Consider the following 19,351-nt stretch of genomic DNA (forward strand, 5'->3'; position numbering starts at 1 on the left):
CCCTGCGTAGGCGCGGAGGAAACATGCGGCACCCCGCCTCCCCCTGCAGAAGCGAAGGAAGAGTGCGGGCGCCTCCCTATCCGTGTCCCAGCGCGGGAAGACGGTATCGCCCGTAGTGACATCAGGGTGCCCGAAGCGAAGCGAGGGCGGGTTCCCTGTAGGAACGAGGGCGAATACCATCTCCCAAGCGGAGCCACGAAAGCGGAACCGCAAGCTACTGCCGGAAAGAACTAGGCCCAGAGGAACTGGATCGTACCCGCCGCAATAGATGCACCGTACGCAACAGCGATAATGACGGCGGCAGCAATGCTCACGTGCACGTCACGCGGCGAATAGGACGGCACACGAGCCCAGGTGCGTTCACCTGCACCGAAGCCGCGCGCCTCCATGGTGATAGCCAGGCGGGAGCCGCGGCGAATAGCCTGCACGAGCAGGGCGAAGCTCTGACCGCCAAAAGTTTGTGCGCGTCCGGCGAGGGATTGGCCTGCACCTAGTCCGCGGGCGCGTCGTGCCTGGCCGAGGGCGTTCCATTCGGCGAAGAGAATGCCGACGAGGCGCAGGGCGGCGACGGTGGCGAGCACGAACCGGGAGGGTAGTTTGAAGGTTTGTGCGAGGGAGTCGCCGAGGTCGGTCGGGTCGGTGGTGAGTACGAATGCGAGGGTGGGTAGGACCATGGCGAGGGAGCGGATCATCATGGCTGCGCCGACGGCGGCGGAGTCGGTGGTGATGGTGTTGAAGCCGAGGTCGAGGATGGTGGTGCCGCTTTTGGCGCTGAGCATGGCGACGGACCAGCCGGTGGTGATGACGGCGATGAGGATGGGCCAGAAGCGGGCGAGGACGTTGACGGGTCGGAATCCGACGAGGATGAATCCGAGCAGTTCGAGGGCGAAGAGGATTCCGGAGGTGAGGGGGTCGCGCACGATGAGTGCGGCGATGATGAGGGCGAAGGAGACGATGAGTTTTACGCCGGCGTTGAGGTTGCTGAAGTAGCTGGTTCGGTCGATGGTGCCGAAGAAGTCGGTGTTCATGCGTTCTCCTTTCCGGGGGTTGCGGTGGCTTCGAGGGTGATGTGGTTGCCGCCGAGTGCGGCGGTGTAGTCTTCGTCGTGGGTGATGGAGATGACGGCGGTGCCGTCTGCGAGGAGTTCGCGGATGAGGTCGACGAGTTCTGCCCAGGTTCGTGCGTCTTGGCCGAAAGTGGGTTCGTCGAGGATGAGGATTTTGGGTGCGGTGGCGAGTGCGGAGGCGACGGAGAGCCTGCGTTTTTCGCCGCCGGAGAGGGTGAAGGGGTTGGCGTCGAGTAGGTGGGTGAGGCGTAGGCGGGTTGCGAGTTCGTTGGTGCGGGCGGTGAGGTCGTCTTCGTTGAGGGGGTTGCGGGTGAGTGCGGCGAGTCGGCGGGGGCCGAGTTCGAGTTCTTCGCGTACGGTTCCGCGGATGAATTGGTATTCGGGTTCTTGGAAGACGTAGCCGATGCGGCTGAGCATTTGGGCGGGGGTCCAGGTGGGCACGTCCCAGTGGGCGCGCTCGTTGTCGTGGTTGCTGCCGCGCTCGCCGCCGTGGTTACCGTCGTAATTACGCAGCGCGTCGGTGGCGGTGAGGGTGCCATCGGGTGCGGTGAGGAGCCCTGCGAGGGTGAGGGCTAGGGTTGATTTGCCGGCGCCGTTGGGTCCGAGCACGCTGAGGTGTTCGCCGGCGTGCAGGGTGAGGTTGATGCCGCTGCGCAGTACGGGCAGGTCGGTGGGTACGGGTGCGGGGGTGTCGCCGAGGCGTTTGATGGTGCGTCGGCGTGCGCGTCGTTGTTTGGGGGTGGGTTGTGCGCGGGTGATGCTGAGGTTTTCGGCGCGAAGTAGCGCCTCGCCGTGCTCGCCGCCCTGGTTATCGCTGTCGCTCTGCGGTGCACGCGGCACGTAGTTGGGTACCCACACGCCCGCGTCGATGAGGTCTTGGCGGGCTTCGGTGAGTACGGTGTCGGGTACGCCGTCGTGGGTGATGGTGCCGCCTTCGCCGAGCACGATAATGCGGTCCATGTGCGGTGCCCAGATGCTCACGCGGTGTTCTACGACGAGCAGGGTCGCTCCGGTGGCTTGCGCGGCGGCAAGGATGCTGTCGCGTACTTCCTGCACGCCGGAGGGGTCGAGGTTGGCGGTGGGTTCGTCAAGGATCATGGCGCCGGGGTGCATCGAGAGGATGCCCGCCAGGCCGAGGCGCTGCTTCTGTCCGCCGGACAGTGCGCTGCTGGGGTGGTCGAGGGGCAGGTGGTTGAGTCCTACTGCGGTGAGGGCTTCGGTGACGCGGCCCCAGATTTCTTCGCGGGGTACGCGCAGGTTTTCGGGGCCGAAGGCGACGTCGTTGCCGACGGTTGCCATGACGATGGAGGATTCGGGGTCCTGCTGCATCATGCCTGCGGTGCCGCGTGCTTCGGCGGGTGCTTGCCCGTTGATGGTGATGGTGCCGCCAGCGGATTCGCCGTCGTCATCGTGGAGCACACCGGCGATGGCGTGCAGGAGCGTCGATTTGCCGGCACCGGAGGTGCCCAGCAGCAGGACTTTTTCACCGGGGTTGATGGTGAGGTTGAGTCCGCTGATGACGGGTTCTGGGCGTCCGGGGTGGTGCCAGCTGAAGTTGTTGAGCTCGATGCGCGCCCCGCGCGGTGTTGCTTCCATGATGGTTCCTTAGCCTTTTGTGTGGCTGCTGTTGTGTGCCGAGTGGTGACTCGTGGTGAGTGACTAGTTGGTGGCTAGTTGCTGGTGGTTAGCGGCGGGTCTTGCCGGATGCCAGCGAGGAGAGCACACCGGTCTTGGCGAGGTTCTGCACGAGAATCCACGCGAGGAAGCCTGCGATGACTGCGCCGGAGATGACGGCGCACGCTACGTAGATGATTGCCTTGACCGGTTCCATGTCGGGGTAGTAGATGAAGATTTCGTTAACGCCCATGAACAGGCCGCTGAGCGCACCAGCGAAGATGGCGACGGTTGCGTTCCAGCGGCGGTAGCGGAAGATCGCGAAGGCGATTTCAGCGCCGACGCCCTGGAAGAAGCCTGCGATCAGGATTTCACCACTCCACGCGCCGCCGGTGAAGAGCACGGAGATGAATGCTGCGACGATTTCACCGAAGAGTGCCGCACCGGGCTTGCGGATGAGCAGGCCGCTGAGGGTGCCGCCAAGCAGCCATGCGCCGGCGACGATGGGGCGGAATTCGGGTGCTGCTACGAGTGCAGTTTTGGCGGCGGGGCCGACTGCGATGTCCCAGATCCAGAAGATGACGGCGCAGGCTACTGCGATAACTGCGGCGATAACGATTTCGTTGACTCGCCAGCGCAGGTTCGGCTTCTTCGTTTCTGCCTGGGTAGATGCCTGGCTAGATGCCTTGGAGGCGGGGGTTACGTTCTGCGACATTGGTGGTCCTTCCTTCGTTGGAAGGGGAATGTCCTCGCCCTCTGAATGGACGAGGGCATTGAGAAGAAATTCGACTCCCTACGCCGGTACTAACCGGATCAGGTTCGAGGGTCTGCTTAGCACTCTCAGCGCCTCGGTGGCGCTCCCCTGTCGTTTGGGGTTCCTTGTCCGTACCGTTGTGGTGCGGGTGGGAACCCAGGTTCGATTGTAGGCGTGTCTGGCTGTTCGCGCCAATTTGCCGCTTTTTGTTTTCTTCTTCTGCCCGCATTACAGAATTGCACGGTGTACAATTTTGGGACGGAGCGGCTCCAAGGCGGCACGAACGTCTTAAACCCTATACGCTAGGGAGTGGCGCTCTTTTCTCACCCAACCCCGAAGGGGTTCACGGGCAGGACGCCGCATCGTATACAGCTAAGGAGATACACATGAACCCCGTCGCTAAGCTTGCTATTGCGGGTATCAACATGGGCGCTGCTGCCCTGGTTGGTAAGGGCCTGGGCGCAGCCTGGACCAAGGCTACCGGCAACCAGCCTCCCGCCATTTCCCACGACTCTGAAGACACCCTGCGTCAGGTCATCCTCTGGACCGTTCTGACCTCCGTCGTGGGTGCTGTGGTGAGCTTCGGTATTGCTCGCCTGCAGCGTCGTTTCTTCAACTAAGGCTTTGCGCTTTCCGCGCGAAAGTTCATGAACTAGGCGGTACGTATCTCCACTCGGTACGTACCGCCTGGTGTTCCATCTTCAGCACGCCCGCCCTACTTCAGCCGGTTTCATGCCGCCGCTACGCTGAAGCGCCACCTCGGCATCCGAAAGCACAACTATGACTATTTCTTCTCCCCGCCGTAAGACGAAGGCTCAGCGTAGGGTCGTTGACCACGCGAATAGCCGCCGCTCGATCGCGTCCTGGGTCATGTGGGATGTTGGCTCGTCGAGCTTCGACTCGATTATGACGACCTTCATCTTCACCGTGTACCTGACCAGCAGCTACTTCGGCACTCCCGAAGAGACTTCTTCGGCGCTGTCTTTGGGTCTGACCATCGCCGGTTTCCTGATTGCTATCCTGGCGCCGGTCACCGGTCAGCGTAACGACAAGTCCGGCAGAGGCATCTTCTGGCTCGGTGTGAACACCATGCTGCTGGTCGGTTCGATGGCGGCGTGCTTCTTCGTGGGCCCCACCCCGCAGTACCTGTGGCTGGGTGTCACCCTGATTTCTGCGGCGAGCGTGTTCAGCGAGTTCGCGTACGTGAACTATAACGCCGTGCTGCCGCGTATCTCCCACCCGGAGAATATCGGTAAGATTTCGGGCGCCGGATGGGCTGCCGGCTACATTGGCGGCATCCTGGCGCTGGCTGTGGTGCTGTGGGGTTTTGTGCTTACCCCCGAAGTGCTCGGCCTGACCACCGATAACGCCCTGAACATCCGTGCGGTCGCGCTGTTCGCCGCCGCATGGTGCCTCATCTTCTGTGTGCCCCTGCTGGTGCGTATGCGCACCCGCGAGCGCTTCCTGCCGGAGGTGCTACCCACCCGCGAGCTACGTTTCCTGGAGCTGGGTCTGGAGCGTTTCTCCCCTGCTCGTCAGGGCGGTCTGCTCGCCTCCTACAAGGCGCTGTGGCGCACCATTAAGCGGCTGAAGATGACGTCCCCGCAGACCCTGTGGTTCCTGATTGCTTCGGCGGTGTTCCGTGATGGTCTGTCCGGTATTTTTACGTTCGGCGGTATTCTTGCGGCGGGCACGTTCGGTTTCAGCACTTCCGAGGTGATTCTGTTCGGTATTGCCGGTAGCGCTGTCGCGGCGGTTGGCGCGATTCTGGGCGGCTACCTGGATGACTACCTGGGCCCGAAGACGATTATTGTTATCTCGCTGGTCGGCATTATTTTGGCGGCTACCCCGCTGCTGTTCTTCCCTCAGCCTGGCGTGTTCTGGGTGTGCGCCCTGCTGCTGTGCCTGTTCGTGGGCCCGGCGCAGTCGGCGTCCCGCACCTTCCTGGCTCGCCTGGCGGATCCCGGTACTGAGGGTGAGCTGTTCGGTCTGTACTCGACCACCGGTCGTGCCACCAGCTTCCTGGCGCCGATGCTGTTCGGTCTGTGCGTGAGCATCATGGGCGCGCAGATTTGGGGTGTGCTCGGTATTCTGATTGTTGTGGTGGCGGGTCTGCTCCTGCTGCTGCCGGTGAAGGCGCCCGGTCCGCTGCGTATGCGTGCGGCTCGCCGCGAGCAGAAGCGTGAACAGAAGCGCCGCGACAAGGCAGCCCAGTAAGGCTGCCCGGTAAGGCGTCGCGGGGCTAAGCGTCCTGCAAACCCCCGCAAATACAAGCCCGCAAACACACAGGGAGGGGCGGGTAGAAGATCATTCTTCTACCCGCCCCTCCCTTGTGCTTAAGCAGTGCCTATCGAGGAGCGCCTACCAAGCAGCGCCTATCAAACGGAGCTCAGTAAGCCGCGCCAGAGAGCTGTGTCAGTAAGCCGCGGTGGCTAGTCCTCCACCACGTCATCCTCATCATCAGAGACAGCATCCTCAGAAGAGTCCAGCGCAATCTGCTGCTCCTCCTCATCCAGAACCTCATCGCTCGTCATCTGAGCCCAGGTCGCGTCATCAATCAGCGGATCATCAATCACACGAACCCACAGCATCGAACCAGCCGCCAAAGCGCTTAGGTTCTCGTCATACGCCTCCGCAGGCAGACCCTCAAAGATCTCAGCCAAACGCGCATACAGGTCATCGTACGAAATGTCGCCCTCAGCCTGCAGCCAGCACTCCGCCGCAAAATCAGACAGCTCATTCAGCTCAGTGTCACACAGCAGCAAGAACGGGCCGTCCTCACCCACACGCACACCCGAAGTACCCGGCATACGAGACACCGCAATCGTACCGTTCAAGAACACACCCGGCAGGTGATCCTCAACCGTGTACTTCTCCAGCTTCTCAACCTCATCAGCATTCGGCAGCTCACCACCATTCAGCAGATCCTGAACCAGCGGCAAAGTATCCTCAACCTCTGAGTACACCAGGCGCCACACGCCACCGCAACGCTCCACCAGCTTAGCCAGCGACACAACACCCTCAGGGTGACGCGCCAGACCCGAGCTCTGCTCACTCAAGAACACCAGAGCCTCATGCAGCGGAACACGCTCAAAATACGGCTCAGAAGCCGACTCATCACGAGAAATGAACACAATACGCGACAGCTCATAGCTGAGGTCATCACGATCAACCACGTTCAGGCCCAGATCCACCGGGTTCTGCTGATCCTTCGGCGCATTCGGGTCAACAATCACAGACAGCGGCTTCGGATACGGCGACACAACACCCTCATCCGAAATAATCGCAGTCTCATCCGTCAGATACGCAAACTTCGAACCCAAGAAACGCGACGCAGTCGTCTTACCACTACCAGAAACACCCACCAGCGCCACAGCACGCTTCGACTCAGGATCACCAATAACAGCCGCATGCAACATCACACCGCGACCAACCAGCTGCTCAATCATCGCCAACGTAATACGGCTCGTCAGATCCTGCATACCTAAATCATCATCAGCCACACGCAGCGTCGAAACCTTATCAAACGAACCCATCAACGGATTCGCCAAATCCATCACCGACTCATCAGTCGGCGCATGAACCAGCATCACCTGATCAAAACGAGACAACGAAGCATACGCCTCATCAGGAGTATCAAAAAACTCCGGAGCAAGAGGCTCCCACGCCTTCTTAAAACGCTCCACAAAAGAGTCCGACATATCAATCAGATACACAGAAACTTCCGCGCCAGCAACACGCAGAACAACAGGCTTCAGATTCATCAAAAAATCCTTAGAGAGTGAGAGATAAAAACCCGCACGCGAGTGAACGCACGAGCACAAACAGGCGAAAAACCGCCCAACGCGGGCGCACAAACACACAGCCTGCACGCCCGCACCCCAAAGCGGGAAAGACTAAGACTCCGCAGAACCATCCGCAGGAATCATCGTCTGATGAAAATTCAAATAACTACGCGAAGCAGTCGGGCCACGCTGACCCTGGTAACGGTTACCATACGCACCAGAACCATACGGATGCTCAGTCGGGCTACTCAAACGGAAGAAACACAACTGACCAACCTTAGAACCCGGCCACAACATAATCGGCAAAGTCGCCATATTCGACAACTCAAGCGTCACATGCCCAGAAAAACCAGGATCAATAAAACCAGCCGTAGAGTGAGTCAGAAGACCCAAACGACCCAACGACGACTTACCCTCCAGACGGGCAGCCACATCATCAGGCAACGTCACCTTCTCATACGTAGAACCCAACACAAACTCACCCGGATGCAAAATAAACGGCTCATCAGGAGCCACCTCAACCAGGCGCGTCAAATCCTCCTGCGGCTGAGCAGGATCAATATGCGGGTACTTATGGTTATCAAACAGACGGAAGAAACGATCAATCCTCACGTCCACACTTGCAGGCTGAATCATCGACTCATCGAACGGTTCAAGAACGATGCGCCCATCAGCAATCTCTTGACGAATATCGCGATCTGAAATAAGCACGCTTAAAGGATACCTGGCAAACACCACCCACGTGCAGGCATCCACCAGCCCCAGCACACAGTCCTACATCACATTTCAACCCCGGCCACGCCACCAACAAGCGACGCAACATATTTCACCCCCAGCAAGCAGGCGCGATACACTGAAAAAGATGCGGCTGTAGCTCAATGGTAGAGCGCACGCTTCCCAAGCCTGATACGCGGGTTCGATTCCCGTCAGCCGCTCCAAAAGCCCCGGACTTCGTCGCGGGGCTTTTTCCGCGTCTGAAGCGGGAATCGCTTCCAGGCGGAAATACATTCCCTCGCGCGCTCGGGATTTCCGCCTTCCAGCCCGTCAGCCGCTCCACAAGCCCCGGACCTTATGGTTTGGGGCTTTATTTTTTGGCGGGTCGAGGCGGTATGTTCCTTACTCCTGCAGGGAACCCGTCCTCGCTCCGCTTCGGACACCCTGATGTCGCGACGGAACATACCGACTTCTCCCCTTCTCCGGGCAGGTGGAGTAGTGGGTGCGGCTGCGCGGTGTGGAACGAACCGCGGGCGCTCGGTTTGGGAAGAGTGTGCGGGAACGGGGAGGGGGAATACTGGGGTGAGGTACCGCAGACAGCTCGCCGGGAGACGAAGGTTGGTAGCCGGGTATGGTGGTGGTTCCGTAGGGACGTCAGTGCGCCTTCCGAGGGCTCATCGAGACAGGGCTTGTTGTAGCCCCATGCGAGCGCGCAGCACAGCTATACCTTCCTGAAGCGACATCAGGGTGCCCGAGCTCTGCGAGGGCGGGTGCCCCTGTAGGAGCGAAGGAAGTGTATAGCGGGCCAAGCGCACACACCTCAAAACGCTTGAAGGATGTTCAACTCACCACACAGTTGTGCTAACCTAACCACAGAAATTCAATGAGAGAATTTCTAAAAAACATCTACTCGACGAGGAATCGTAGACCCGCATGACCCGCGAAACGCACCCCTACACCACCCCCGCACGCCCCCTCGACCTGAACCTCTACCTCGTCACAGGCAACAACCCCCTCGAAACCGTCCGGGCAGCCAAACACGCCACCTGCATCCAGGTCAGGTCCAAACCCATCAGTGCGCGCGAACTCTACCAGCTCACCGAGGCAATCGCCAGCATCATCCAGCCGCACCAGACCCTCCTCATCGACGACCGTGTCGATGTCGCCCTCGCGTTGCGTGCCCGCGGCGTGCGCGTTGACGGCGTGCACATCGGTCAAGACGACCTGCCCGTAGCCGACGCCCGCGCCCTCCTCGGTGCCGACGCAATCATCGGGCTCACCACCGGCACCCGGCAGCTCGTCGAAGAATCCAACAAAATCGCGCACCTCATCGACTACATTGGCACCGGCCCGTTCCGACCCAGCCCTACCAAGCAGTCCAACCGCCCGCCCCTGGGCATTGACGGGCTCCGCGAACTTGCCGAACTGTCCGCCGTACCGACCGTGGCTATCGGCGACATCACCCCCGAAGACTGCCCCGCCATCCGCACCACCGGAGTTGCCGGAATCGCCATGGTCCGCGCCTTCGTCGACAACCCCGCATTGAAGGCATAACCATGACCATCACCATTATTGGCGGCGGAATCATCGGCCTCACCACCGCGTTTGAGCTCACCGAACGCGGCGAAAGCGTGCACCTCATCGATGCCGAAACCGGCGACTACGGTACCGCCGAGGACGGCAAGGCACTATACCCCGCCGCAAGCCACTACGCCGGCGGCATGCTCGCACCCATCGCAGAAGTGCAATTCCAGCAGGACGAGCTCTTCCCCCTCATGACCGCCAGCGCTGACGCCTACCCCTCCCTCATGGAGCGGCTCAGCTGCGCCACCGACCTGCCCACCGGCTACGACACCACCGGCACGCTCATCGTCGCCGCCGACCGTGCCGACGCCGAGCACCTGCAGCGCACCCGCGCCTACTACCGGGATTTGAACCGCCCCGCGGACCCCGTCACCCCCACGCAGGCGCGCGCCCTCGAACCGCTCCTGGCGCCGCGCATTGCCGGTGCCGTGAGCATCCCCAGCGACCATCAGCTACACCCGCGGCTCATGAGGCGCGCCCTCAAAGACGCGCTCACCCGCCGCGGTGTCACCTTCAGTACCGAACGGGTCACCGACCCGGAGGCGGGCGACATTATCTGCACCGGACTAGGGGCAACACTGCACGGGGACTACCCGCTACGCCCTGTCTACGGGGACATTCTGCGTCTGCGTGCCCCGCGGCCCATCCTCAAGCACGTGGTGCGCGGCTACGTGAACTCCCGCCCCGTCTATCTCATTCCCCGCCCCGACGGGGAGCTGTGCATCGGCGCGACCAGCCGCGAAGACCACCGCACGCTACCTGCCATTGACGGCGTACACCAGCTGCTGCGTGACGCGATCCGCCTGGTGCCCGCTGTTGAAGAGTGCGAGCTGCTGGAGGCGAACGTCGGCGCCCGCCCCGGAACCCCGGACGACCTGCCCATCTTCGGGCACCGTACCCGCGCTGATGGCACCCGTCAGCTCGTGTCCACGGGCTATTTCCGCCACGGTATTCTGCTTGCCGCGCTCGCCGGCAAGGTGGGCGCGGAGGTCGCCTGCGGGGCTGAGATTCCGCCCATCATGCAGGCGTGCGACCCGGCACGATTCACCCACTAAACACCCCAGCCGGGTGCACCCGGCGCACTCACGAAAGGATTCCGCATGATCATCACCTACAACGGCGAGCCGCTAACCACCAACGCCCGCACCGTATTTGACCTTGTCATGGACCAGTTCGGTACCGAAAATGGTGTGGCTGTGGCGCTCAACCGCAGTATCGTGCCGCGTTCCACGTGGCTGGATGTACCGCTGAACGAGGGCGACAGGGTGGATGCCCTCACCGCCGTGCAGGGTGGCTAATTCTCCAGCTTGTACGGGCAAACCACCGGCGAATACCTACCGACAAATACCTGCCGGAGAAAAAGAACAGCCATTCTCGGTTTTCTTTCTACACCGGGCGCACCGTAGCGCCCCGCACCAACCAGCCGCACCAACCAGCAAACCCCGTTATTTAGACGTTCCCACAGAGGAGAACACCATGAGCCTCACACCGCTCACCATCGGCGACCGCACCTTCACATCCCGCCTCATCATGGGTTCCGGAGGCGCAACCAGCATGGACCTGCTCGAGCAGGCGCTCATCGCCTCCGGCACCGAAATGACGACCGTTGCCATGCGCCGTCACGCCGCAGGCACCCCCATTTTTCCGCTTCTGCAGAAGCTCAATATTGCGCCGCTGCCCAATACCGCAGGGTGCCGCACCGCAGCCGATGCGGTGATGACCGCGATGCTCGCCCGCGAGGCGCTGGGCACTTCCTGGGTGAAGGTCGAGATCATCCACGACGAAGACACCCTACTGCCGGACACCGTGGAGCTGTTGAATGCTTGCGAGCAGCTGGTCGCTGAGGATTTCACGGTGCTCGCGTACACCTCTGACGATCCGGTGGCTGCCGCTCGCCTGGAGGATGCGGGCGTTGCGGCGGTTATGCCGTTGGGCGCGCCGATTGGTACCGGTCTGGGCATTTTGAACCCGCACAATATTGAGCTGATTGCTTCTCGCGCGCAGGTTCCGGTGGTTCTGGATGCTGGCGTGGGTACCGCATCCGACGCGGCGCTGGCGATGGAGCTGGGTTGTGATGCGGTGCTTCTGGCGTCGGCGGTGAATCGTGCTGAGGATCCGGTGGCGATGGCTCAGGCGATGAAGTTTGCGGTGCAGGCGGGTGCGTTGGCGCGTGAGGCTGGCCGTATTCCGGTGCGTGAGCACGCGAAGGCATCGTCGCCGTCGGAGGGTTTCGTCTCGTGGATGTAAATCTCACCCCTACCCCGGTGAATCCGGAGCATGCGCGTCTGGATCGCGAGCGCACGGACCGTCAGCGTCGCCTGCCGGGCTTTGATCAGGATGCGGTCGCGGCGGCTCGCGTGTTGGTGATTGGTGCTGGCGGTTTGGGCTGTCCGGTGGTGCAGGCGTTGGCGGCGGCTGGTGTAGGGTATCTGCATATTGTGGATTCTGATTCGGTGGAGTTGTCGAATATTCAGCGTCAGCCGCTGTTTGGGGTGTCTGATGTGGGTGAGCCGAAGGCGGAGGTTGCGGCGCGCCGTGCGCTGGAGCTGTGCCCGTCGTTGACGGTTGAGACGACAATCCGGCATGTGGATGCGTCCTGGATTTTGGATCTTTTTGCCGCGTCGGCACCGGATTGTGTGGTGGATTGTACGGATACGTTTGCGTCGAAGTATCTGATTGCGGATGCTGCGCAGGTTGCGGGTCTGCCGCTGGTGTGGGGCACGGTGCTGCGTTTTGGCGGGTCGGTGAGTCTTTTTGAGCCGGATGGCGCGCATTTGCGTGATATTTTTCCGACGATTCCGCAGACTGTGGAGTCGTGCGCGCTTGCCGGTGTCTTGGGGGCAACAACAGCGGTGGTTGGTTCGCTGATGGCGACGGAGGTGCTCAAGCATGTGAGTGGCCTACCGACGGCGGCGGGCACTCTGCTGACTTATGATGCCCTGTCGGGTACGTGTACGTCGTTTGGGGCGGTGCCGGATCCGGCGCGTGTGGTGCCGGTGGATTTGTCGGCGCATGAGGTTCCACAGGTGCTGTTGGATGTGCGTGAGGTACCTGAGCGTGAGGAGTCGGTGAAGCATGAGGGCTCGCGGCATTTCCCGCTGTCGCAGCTGACTGACGCTGACGGCTCGCTGCTGCCGGCAACCGATGTGCCCGCGGAGCTGCTGAGCCTGTTTGAGTCGGTGCGCGACCAGCGTGTGGGCGTTTTCTGTGCCTCGGGTGCGCGTGCGCAGCGCTTTGTGCAGGCGTATGAGCAGCTGGCGGGCGAGTACGGGGTGCGCCTCACGGCACTGTAGAGACGGTTTCCCCATGTGCAGGGCGTAAAATCGTGTATAACACGGCGGCACATCGCGCGGTTTATTCTGCCTAAAAACTGCCCTGCCGCCTCCTGTTTTCGCACACTCACTCTAGGAGTTTTATGCTCACCGTCCCTACTGTGCCGCTTGTTTTGTGCACGGCTCTCATCACCCTAACCCTGCTCGTTAGCGGTATCGCTAAGGCGAAGGACCCGCAGAGTACCGTGACTGGTATTCAGAATCTTGGTTTGGAGAAGATCGCGCCGACCCGCCTGGTGTCGTTTGTCCTGCCGTGGTTCGAGATTGCCCTAGCCGCCGTCCTGCTGCTGTCGCCGGTGCGTTTGCCTGCGGTGATTGCTTCGGGTTTGGCGTTGATTCTGATGCTGTTCTATACGGTGGTGATTGCGCGGGCGCTGGCGACGGGTCGTACTGCGGGTTGTAATTGTTTCGGTTCTGAGTCGAATGCGCCGGTGAGCCGTTACACGCTGGTCCGTAATATTGCGCTGCTGTTGGCGGCGGCTGGCGCGCATGCGAGTGCGTTGAAGGGCGGCACGGGTGTTGTGCCGACTCTGCTGGGTCTGGGTAATAGCGGCTGGACTTGGGTTTTTGGTGCGGCGCTGATTGCGTTGACGTTGGAGGCTGTTCGCCGCGGTGATGCTCTGGGGCAGTCGGAGCCGCAGGCTGAAGTGATTTTGCCGGAGCCGGTGTATGACGAGAACGGCGAGGAGCAGTATGTTCGTATGCCGATTCCTCATGCGGCGCTGTACCTGGAGAATGGCCGCCACACGAATATGCGTGCGTTGGCTAAGAATCAGGCGCGTGTGCTGGTGTTTGTGTCGGCGACGTGTGCTGGTTGTGTGAAGTTTTTGAAGACGATGTCTTCGTGGCAGGAGCGTCTGCCGCAGGTGGCGTTGCATCCGGTGTATTCGAGCTTGGAGTCGTTGCAGACCTCGCGTAATGCGGGTACGTTGCCTGAAGGGTTGACTCCGCTGATTGACCGTGATGCTGGTGCGCGCGCGAATTTTGGTAATGGTGTGCCGTTGGCGGTGGTTTTGGGTGCTGATGGCCTGATTGCTGGCGGCCCGGTGGCTGGTAAGGAGGAGGTTGAGGCGCTGCTGGCCGATATTGAGGCGCAGTTCGCTGAGGCTGCTCGTCTGGCTGAGGAGGAGCGCCAGGAGCAGATGCGTAAGGCGATTGCTGAGGGTACGTCGAATACTGAGGGCGACCACCTCTAAACGCGCCCCTATCGTCCAGCCCCTGTAGCGCCTCTGTAGCGCTTCCGATAGCCCCGTCCGGCTCTTACTGCCCTTACCGGCAGACGCCGGGTGGGGCTATGCTAGTACGTAGCGCACACACCGCTTATACGCCGCGGTCACCTCGCCGGGTGGCTGGCGCGTCCTCAACCCTGTCTAAGGAGTTTTTATGGCAATGATGAGTTTCAACGCTCCGGGCGAGCGTGAGAAGTCCTTGTGGCTGGTCCGCAAGGAGAGCAACCCGAATCATTCGCAGTGGTACATTGACCGTTTTAAGGCGATGGAGGCTGAGGGTAATGATATGGCGGGTGAGTCTCGTCTGGTGAATGCGTTGGCTTCTCGTGGCGCGAAGATTCTTGATGCGGGTTCGGGTCCTGGCCGTGTGGGTAAGCAGCTGCACGCGCTGGGTCACCGTGTGACGGGTGTTGATATTGATCCTGAGCTGATTGAGGAAGCGCGCCGCGTCTGCCCGGATGCTACGTGGATTACGGCTGATCTGGTGGATTTGCCGGAGGTTCTGGGCATTGAGGGTGATGCTACGGCGGAGAATGGTTTTGAGCTGCTGGTGTGTGCGGGTAATGTGATGGGTTTCTTGGCTCGTTCGACTCGTAAGCCTGTGGTGGAGAATTTCCGCCGCGTGTTGGCGCCGGGTGGCCGCGCTGTCGTGGGTTACGGTTCGGGTCCGGGCCGTGATTATGCGTTTGAGCAGTTTTTGGCGGATGCCCGCGAGGCTGGTTTGAACGTGGATAACACGTATTCGTCGTGGCAGATGCACCCGTTTGTTGAGGGTTCTTCAGAGTTTTTGGTGGCGGTGCTGTCCCGCCCGGCGGAATAGATTCACCTGTACAACGAGCGCGCTAAGCGCATTTAGCTAGGCATACAAATGGCCCGGCGCCTCCCCTGTGTGGGGTGGGTGCCGGGCCTTTTGTGTGTCCGGAAGAAGCGCATCCAGAAGAGGCACTAAAGAAGAATGGTTGTTCTAGTGGATCATGTAGATGTTGCGGGCGACTTCTTCGGGCAGGAAGGACGCTGCGAAGAGGATTGCCACGATGATGACGGCAAGCGCGGTCATGAGGCTGGAGCGCCAGCCGGGGTGCAGTTCGTTGAAGGTGATGAGTCCCTTGTGTTCTTTGTCCATGTTGACCACGTTGATCTGTTTGTAGATGGTGGTCTGGGCGGAGAGTTTGGAGGAGACTTCTCGCATGGTTTTGCCGTCCCAGACGCGGCCGTCGATGCGCATGAGCTGTTTGCCGTCTTTGTCGACGGCCCACATGGCGGGGAAGCTGCGGTAGCGTAGGCGGCCGGCGACGGTTTTGAGTTTCTGGCCGTAGGCTTTTTTGGGGTAGAGCTTTTCGACGAAGATGGTGTGGTCGATGTTCTCGAGGGGTACGGCGAACCAGCCGAAGGTGCGTGCGCGGAGCACGTGGGTTTTGGTGATGACGATGATGGTGGGTTTGAGGACTGAGTAGAGGTTTACGCCTGCGATGGTGCCGATGAGCAGTACGAGGAGGGTGTACGGCAGGGCGGGTCGCTTGTAGAGGATGAAGGCGAGCGCGGCGAGGAGCACGATGGTGCCGGGGAGTGCCGCTTCGATGCGCCTGCCGTAGGAGCGCATGCGGGGGTGGAATAGTTCGTTGACTTCGCCGTATTTGGCGGGGACTTCGTGAGCGCGTTCTGCCATATACACAACTTTAGTGTGTGCGGTGCGTGAAACCTAGCGGACTACCTGCGTTACTCTGGTTCTATGCGTAATTTTTCTCCCGTGGAGCGGGTTCTGGCAATGTGGATGGTCGGTGTTGTGGTGGCGGTTTCTGTGGCTGCTGCGGCGCTGGTTATGACGAACAAGCTGGTGTATGGTCCGACGGGTCAGGTGCGGGAGTATTTTCATGCGTTGCGTACGGGTAATGGTTCGTATGCGCGTGGTTTGTTGGGTGCGCAGATTCCTGAGGGTGACGCGTCTTTGCTGGATGGGGATGCTTTGAGGCGTTCGGTGTCTTCGTTGGGTGAGGTGTCGTATGAGGTGGTGGAGACTAGCGCGGATGGTGAGCATGCGACGGTGCGTGCTTCTTATACGTTGGAGGGTTCGCGGCAGCATACGGATTTTCGTTTGCATCGTTCGGGTACGCATTGGGGCTTTTTTGATAAGTGGGCTATTGATGAGGCGTCTTTGCCGTCGGTGAAGGTGAATATTCAGGGTGTGGAGGCTGCAACGATTAATAACCGTAAGGTTGCGGTGGATCGTGGTTCTGCGTCGTTCCCGGTGTTTTACCCTGGCGTGTATGCGGTGTCGTATGATTCGACGGTTTATACGGCGCAGAAGGTGAATGAGGTGGTGACTGCGCAGGATGCGAATCATTCGGTGCGTATGGAGTTGAAGCCGAGTGATAATGCGTTGGCGTCGGTGAAGGAGCAGGTGCAGGATCATTTGAAGAAGTGCACGCAGCAGAGCACTCTTTATCCTGGTGGGTGCCCTTTTGAGTATGCGTTTACGGGCCGTGTGGATTCTGAGGTGAAGTGGTCTGTTGAGAAGGTGGCGGATCCGCAGGTGAGTGTGAGTTCGGCGGGTGTGTGGTCGTTGAAGCCGATGTCGGGTACGGCGAAGGTGTCGTTTACTCAGTTGGATTTGTATACGGGTGCGCGTTCGCAGGTGCAGAAGGAGATTCCGTTTACGTTGAAGGCGTCGGTGGAGGCGGATGCGAAGGCCGTCCGAGTCTCCTTCTAGGAACGAACAACGAGAGCCAGTATGCTCTGAACGCGACATCAGGGCGGCACAACAGAAAAGGGCCGGTGTTATCCGTAGCGACATCAGGGTGTCCGAGCGAAGCGAGGACGGGTGCCCCTGTAGGAGCGAGGATGACCCGGTCCTTTCGCGTCCCACCATCCTCAAAGGACAAAGGGAACCGGTACTATCCGCAGCGGTATCAGGGCGGCACAACAGAAATAGGGTCAGTATTATCCGTAGCGACATCAGGGTGTCCGAGCGAAGCGAGGACGGGTGCCCCTGTAGGAGCGAGGATAATACTGACCCTTAATTTTTTCTGTTATAGACCCCTAGTTGATACCGCGCAGGTCCAGGACAAGTTCACTTTCGTCTGCCTCATCACCGGTCACGACGACGGGAATACCCCAGTCCTGCTGGTAGAGGTGGCAAGCCGCGTGCTCGGGGATGTCACCGCCGGGGGTGCCGTCGCAGGCGGCGGCGCGGGCGGTGATGTGCAGGACTGCCTCGGTCACATCGGGGTTGAGCACGAGGGTTCGGGTCAGTCCGGTGGAGGTGCCGGCGCCTTCCAGGATGAAGTTCTCGGGGGTGGATGAGATCTTCAGCTGGGTGGGGTCGCCCCAGCGGGTGTCGAGCTTCTGGCCGGTGGGCACGGTGAATCGTGAGGTGAATTCGAGGGTGCCGCCGGTGAGCTTGGTGGAGGGGCGTGCGGTGGTGATGGCGCCTTCGTCGACGTGCTGTGCCTTGGCGGGGATGGAGGCGCGTACGAGCTGGTGGGCGTTGGTTTCGACGATGATGAGGCGCGGTTCTTCGCCGGGTACTTCTTCGACGAGCAGGTCGGAGGGTTCGTCGAGGCCGCGTTCGAGGGTGCCGAGGGTGCCGGTTGCGGGGTCCCAGCGGCGGATGGCGCCGTTGTAGGTGTCGGCGACTGCGATAGATCCGTCGGGCAGTTCGGTCAGGCCGAGGGGGTGCTGCATGCGGGCGGTGTCGGAGTCGCCGTCGACGAAGCCGAAGTCGAACAGGCCCTTGCCGACGGCGGAGGTGACCTGTACGCCGTCTTCGGTGAAGGTGATGTGGCGCAGGCCGCTGGTTTCGGAGCATGCGACCCAGAGGCTACCGTCGCGTGCTTCGATGATGCCGGAGGGCTGGGCGAACCATGCGTCGGCGGCAGGGCCGTCGGCGAGGCCTTCGACGCCGGAGCCTGCGAAGATGCTGACGGTGCCGGTGACGGGTTCGTAGCCGAAGAGCTGGTGGGTGCCTGCCATGGCGATGATGAACTGGCCGGCTTCGCGGGAGTAGACGGCATCCCAGGGCGAGGAGAGCGCAATCTCGGTGGCGGGTACACCGGCGGGGATGTGGTTGGGGTCGCCGGTGATGGCGTTGTCGCCATCGATGACGCGCTGCACGCCGTTGCCTGCGAGGGTGCGTACTTCGCCGGTGCTCAGGTTGAGGGAGCGCAGGCGGTGGTTGACGGTGTCGGCGACGAGCACGTCGTAGCCGAGCTGTTCGCGCAGGTTTTCGGGTACGAGGGCGAGGCCGGCGGGCTCGTTGAAGCGTGCTTCGGTGCCGGTGCCGTCGACGTGGCCCTTGACGGGGTGGTTGATGGGGTCGTTGCCGCCGCCGTAGGTGTTGATGACGGTGTTGAGGTCGGCTGCTACCTGCAGGATGCGGTGGCGTGCGCTGTCTGCGACGAGGTAGGTGCGTTCGCGGTTGCCGAAGAGGTTTGCGGGGCCGAATTCGGCGGGCAGTTCGATGGCCTTGCCGGGGAAGGCGTAGGTGCCGGCTGCCTTGGGGCGGGGCACGTAGGGGCCGTCACCGCGGTGTAGGGTGCCCTTCGCCTCGTGCTCGGCGACGAGTTCGCGTACGAGGGAGGTGAGGCCCTGCACGTGGCCTTCGCCGGAGAGGTGGGCGACGATGTAGCCTTCGGGGTCGACGACGACGAGGGTGGGCCATGCGCGGGCGGTGTAGGCCTGCCAGGTGGTCAGTTCGGGGTCGTCAAGTACGGGGTGGGTGATGTGGTAGCGGTCGACGGCTGCGGCGAGCGCTACGGGGTCTGCTTCGTGTTCGAATTTGGGGCTGTGTACGCCGACGGTGACGAGCACGTCGGAGAATTCTTCTTCGAGAGGGCGTAGTTCGTCGAGGACGTGCAGGCAGTTGATGCAGCAGAGGGTCCAGAAGTCGAGAATAACGATTTTGCCGCGAAGGTCCTGCAGGGTGAGGTTCTTGTCGCCGGTGTTGAGCCAGGCGCGGCCTTCGAGTTCGCTGGCGCGCACGCGTACGCTGCGGGTGGTGTTCTCACTCATGGGTTCTCTCTCCTGTTGGGTGCGCCGTGTGTGGGCGCGTCGGTTTGCTGTCCCCATTATGCCAGCGTGGTGGGGGTGGTTCGCTGGGAGTTGAGCATTGTGAACGCGGGAGGTAACGGCTCGTCATATTACGTCATATTTGCGTGAGTTGAGGAGTGCGAAAGTGGTATGCACGGGTTTGGAAATCATTGCATCTCATTCATTCGCCATGCCCTCCGGTACCGATACGCCGGGGCACCCCCGAAATATTTAACTTAATAAGTTAA

General features: G+C 61.1%; 17 protein-coding genes, 1 tRNA gene and 1 riboswitch. Of the genes, 11 read left to right on the plus strand and 7 right to left on the minus strand.

Annotation, left to right across the window (positions count from 1 at the left end; all coding sequences use genetic code 11):
- Nucleotides 1–230: 230 nt before the first annotated feature.
- The 3 genes from HMPREF2605_RS03275 to HMPREF2605_RS03285 form a co-directional block, all read right to left on the minus strand.
- The gene (locus tag HMPREF2605_RS03275; protein ID WP_070846910.1) at nt 231–1,028 is read right to left on the minus strand and encodes an energy-coupling factor transporter transmembrane component T family protein; all 798 of its coding nucleotides are present in this window, start codon (nt 1,026–1,028) and stop codon (nt 231–233) included.
- Nucleotides 1,025–2,662, minus strand: a complete 1,638-nt coding sequence (locus HMPREF2605_RS03280) for an ABC transporter ATP-binding protein (RefSeq protein WP_070846911.1) — start codon at nt 2,660–2,662, stop codon at nt 1,025–1,027. The genes HMPREF2605_RS03275 and HMPREF2605_RS03280 overlap by 4 nt, the downstream gene beginning before the upstream one ends.
- Nucleotides 2,663–2,750: 88 nt before the next feature.
- Nucleotides 2,751–3,395: an ECF transporter S component gene (locus HMPREF2605_RS03285; protein ID WP_070846912.1), complete on the minus strand. Its 645-nt coding sequence runs from the start codon at nt 3,393–3,395 to the stop codon at nt 2,751–2,753.
- A 58-nt stretch (nt 3,396–3,453) separates the two neighbouring features.
- Nucleotides 3,454–3,554: riboswitch (TPP riboswitch) on the minus strand.
- A 266-nt stretch (nt 3,555–3,820) separates the two neighbouring features.
- On the opposite strand from HMPREF2605_RS03285, the gene HMPREF2605_RS03290 reads away from it, so the two are divergent.
- Both HMPREF2605_RS03290 and HMPREF2605_RS03295 read left to right on the plus strand, forming a co-directional pair.
- The gene (locus HMPREF2605_RS03290) at nt 3,821–4,054 is read left to right on the plus strand and encodes a DUF4235 domain-containing protein (protein WP_049340557.1); all 234 of its coding nucleotides are present in this window, start codon (nt 3,821–3,823) and stop codon (nt 4,052–4,054) included.
- A gap of 160 nt (nt 4,055–4,214) precedes the next feature.
- Nucleotides 4,215–5,651: an MFS transporter gene (locus HMPREF2605_RS03295; protein ID WP_070846913.1), complete on the plus strand. Its 1,437-nt coding sequence runs from the start codon at nt 4,215–4,217 to the stop codon at nt 5,649–5,651.
- 215 nt (nt 5,652–5,866) lie between these two features.
- Here the strand turns inward: HMPREF2605_RS03295 and HMPREF2605_RS03300 are convergent, their stop codons facing one another.
- Entirely contained in the window at nt 5,867–7,198 is a 1,332-nt protein-coding gene (locus HMPREF2605_RS03300; protein ID WP_070846915.1) for a P-loop NTPase family protein, read from the minus strand.
- A gap of 132 nt (nt 7,199–7,330) precedes the next feature.
- Nucleotides 7,331–7,930 carry a dCTP deaminase gene (dcd, locus tag HMPREF2605_RS03305; protein ID WP_070819134.1) on the minus strand — a complete coding sequence of 200 codons (600 nt, stop codon included), beginning with the start codon at nt 7,928–7,930 and terminating at the stop codon, nt 7,331–7,333.
- A gap of 153 nt (nt 7,931–8,083) precedes the next feature.
- Here dcd and HMPREF2605_RS03310 point away from each other — a divergent pair.
- The 8 genes from HMPREF2605_RS03310 (at nt 8,084) to HMPREF2605_RS03345 (ending at nt 14,898) form a co-directional block, all read left to right on the plus strand.
- Nucleotides 8,084–8,157: transfer RNA gene (locus HMPREF2605_RS03310), tRNA-Gly, on the plus strand.
- 709 nt (nt 8,158–8,866) lie between these two features.
- On the plus strand, nt 8,867–9,487 hold the full coding sequence (locus HMPREF2605_RS03315) for a thiamine phosphate synthase (RefSeq protein WP_049354951.1): 621 nt from the start codon (nt 8,867–8,869) through the stop codon (nt 9,485–9,487).
- A gap of 2 nt (nt 9,488–9,489) precedes the next feature.
- Nucleotides 9,490–10,572, plus strand: a complete 1,083-nt coding sequence (gene thiO / locus HMPREF2605_RS03320) for a glycine oxidase ThiO (RefSeq protein WP_049354950.1) — start codon at nt 9,490–9,492, stop codon at nt 10,570–10,572.
- A gap of 45 nt (nt 10,573–10,617) precedes the next feature.
- A complete protein-coding gene (gene thiS, locus HMPREF2605_RS03325) occupies nt 10,618–10,815 on the plus strand; it encodes a sulfur carrier protein ThiS (RefSeq protein WP_049328087.1) in 198 nt (65 codons plus the stop codon).
- A 178-nt stretch (nt 10,816–10,993) separates the two neighbouring features.
- Nucleotides 10,994–11,764 (plus strand): thiazole synthase, encoded by a 771-nt coding sequence (locus HMPREF2605_RS03330; protein WP_005509016.1) that lies wholly within the window; start codon nt 10,994–10,996, stop codon nt 11,762–11,764.
- Nucleotides 11,755–12,810 (plus strand): HesA/MoeB/ThiF family protein, encoded by a 1,056-nt coding sequence (locus HMPREF2605_RS03335; RefSeq protein ID WP_070846917.1) that lies wholly within the window; start codon nt 11,755–11,757, stop codon nt 12,808–12,810. The genes HMPREF2605_RS03330 and HMPREF2605_RS03335 overlap by 10 nt, the downstream gene beginning before the upstream one ends.
- Nucleotides 12,811–12,932: 122 nt before the next feature.
- Nucleotides 12,933–14,045, plus strand: a complete 1,113-nt coding sequence (locus HMPREF2605_RS03340; RefSeq protein WP_070846919.1) for a MauE/DoxX family redox-associated membrane protein — start codon at nt 12,933–12,935, stop codon at nt 14,043–14,045.
- A gap of 187 nt (nt 14,046–14,232) precedes the next feature.
- On the plus strand, nt 14,233–14,898 hold the full coding sequence (locus HMPREF2605_RS03345) for a class I SAM-dependent methyltransferase (protein ID WP_070846921.1): 666 nt from the start codon (nt 14,233–14,235) through the stop codon (nt 14,896–14,898).
- Between the two features lie 144 nt (nt 14,899–15,042).
- Here HMPREF2605_RS03345 and HMPREF2605_RS03350 read toward each other — a convergent pair whose 3' ends face one another.
- Nucleotides 15,043–15,744 (minus strand): hypothetical protein, encoded by a 702-nt coding sequence (locus tag HMPREF2605_RS03350; RefSeq protein ID WP_070846923.1) that lies wholly within the window; start codon nt 15,742–15,744, stop codon nt 15,043–15,045.
- Between the two features lie 63 nt (nt 15,745–15,807).
- Between HMPREF2605_RS03350 and HMPREF2605_RS03355 the strand changes: the two genes are divergently transcribed.
- Nucleotides 15,808–16,785 (plus strand): zinc ribbon domain-containing protein, encoded by a 978-nt coding sequence (locus HMPREF2605_RS03355; protein ID WP_070846925.1) that lies wholly within the window; start codon nt 15,808–15,810, stop codon nt 16,783–16,785.
- Nucleotides 16,786–17,114: 329 nt separating this feature from the next.
- On the opposite strand, the gene HMPREF2605_RS03360 is transcribed toward HMPREF2605_RS03355, so the two are convergent.
- Entirely contained in the window at nt 17,115–19,085 is a 1,971-nt protein-coding gene (locus tag HMPREF2605_RS03360; protein ID WP_070846926.1) for an NHL domain-containing thioredoxin family protein, read from the minus strand.
- Nucleotides 19,086–19,351: the final 266 nt, after the last annotated feature.

Origin of the sequence: Rothia sp. HMSC065C03 (assembly GCF_001837295.1) — a bacterium.
In the GTDB taxonomy this organism is placed as follows: domain Bacteria; phylum Actinomycetota; class Actinomycetes; order Actinomycetales; family Micrococcaceae; genus Rothia.

Bases quoted from the DNA above. Each gene is read 5' to 3' on its own strand.
- HMPREF2605_RS03275 (WP_070846910.1), bottom strand. From the start codon at position 1,028: ATGAACACCGACTTCTTCGGCACCATCGACCGAACCAGCTACTTCAGC.
- HMPREF2605_RS03290 (WP_049340557.1), top strand. From the start codon at position 3,821: ATGAACCCCGTCGCTAAGCTTGCTATTGCGGGTATCAACATGGGCGCT.
- thiS (WP_049328087.1), top strand. From the start codon at position 10,618: ATGATCATCACCTACAACGGCGAGCCGCTAACCACCAACGCCCGCACC.
- thiO (WP_049354950.1), top strand. From the start codon at position 9,490: ATGACCATCACCATTATTGGCGGCGGAATCATCGGCCTCACCACCGCG.
- HMPREF2605_RS03295 (WP_070846913.1), top strand. From the start codon at position 4,215: ATGACTATTTCTTCTCCCCGCCGTAAGACGAAGGCTCAGCGTAGGGTC.
- HMPREF2605_RS03330 (WP_005509016.1), top strand. From the start codon at position 10,994: ATGAGCCTCACACCGCTCACCATCGGCGACCGCACCTTCACATCCCGC.
- HMPREF2605_RS03285 (WP_070846912.1), bottom strand. From the start codon at position 3,395: ATGTCGCAGAACGTAACCCCCGCCTCCAAGGCATCTAGCCAGGCATCT.
- HMPREF2605_RS03315 (WP_049354951.1), top strand. From the start codon at position 8,867: ATGACCCGCGAAACGCACCCCTACACCACCCCCGCACGCCCCCTCGAC.
- HMPREF2605_RS03345 (WP_070846921.1), top strand. From the start codon at position 14,233: ATGGCAATGATGAGTTTCAACGCTCCGGGCGAGCGTGAGAAGTCCTTG.
- HMPREF2605_RS03360 (WP_070846926.1), bottom strand. From the start codon at position 19,085: ATGAGTGAGAACACCACCCGCAGCGTACGCGTGCGCGCCAGCGAACTC.
- HMPREF2605_RS03280 (WP_070846911.1), bottom strand. From the start codon at position 2,662: ATGGAAGCAACACCGCGCGGGGCGCGCATCGAGCTCAACAACTTCAGC.
- HMPREF2605_RS03300 (WP_070846915.1), bottom strand. From the start codon at position 7,198: ATGAATCTGAAGCCTGTTGTTCTGCGTGTTGCTGGCGCGGAAGTTTCT.
- HMPREF2605_RS03350 (WP_070846923.1), bottom strand. From the start codon at position 15,744: ATGGCAGAACGCGCTCACGAAGTCCCCGCCAAATACGGCGAAGTCAAC.
- HMPREF2605_RS03340 (WP_070846919.1), top strand. From the start codon at position 12,933: ATGCTCACCGTCCCTACTGTGCCGCTTGTTTTGTGCACGGCTCTCATC.
- HMPREF2605_RS03355 (WP_070846925.1), top strand. From the start codon at position 15,808: ATGCGTAATTTTTCTCCCGTGGAGCGGGTTCTGGCAATGTGGATGGTC.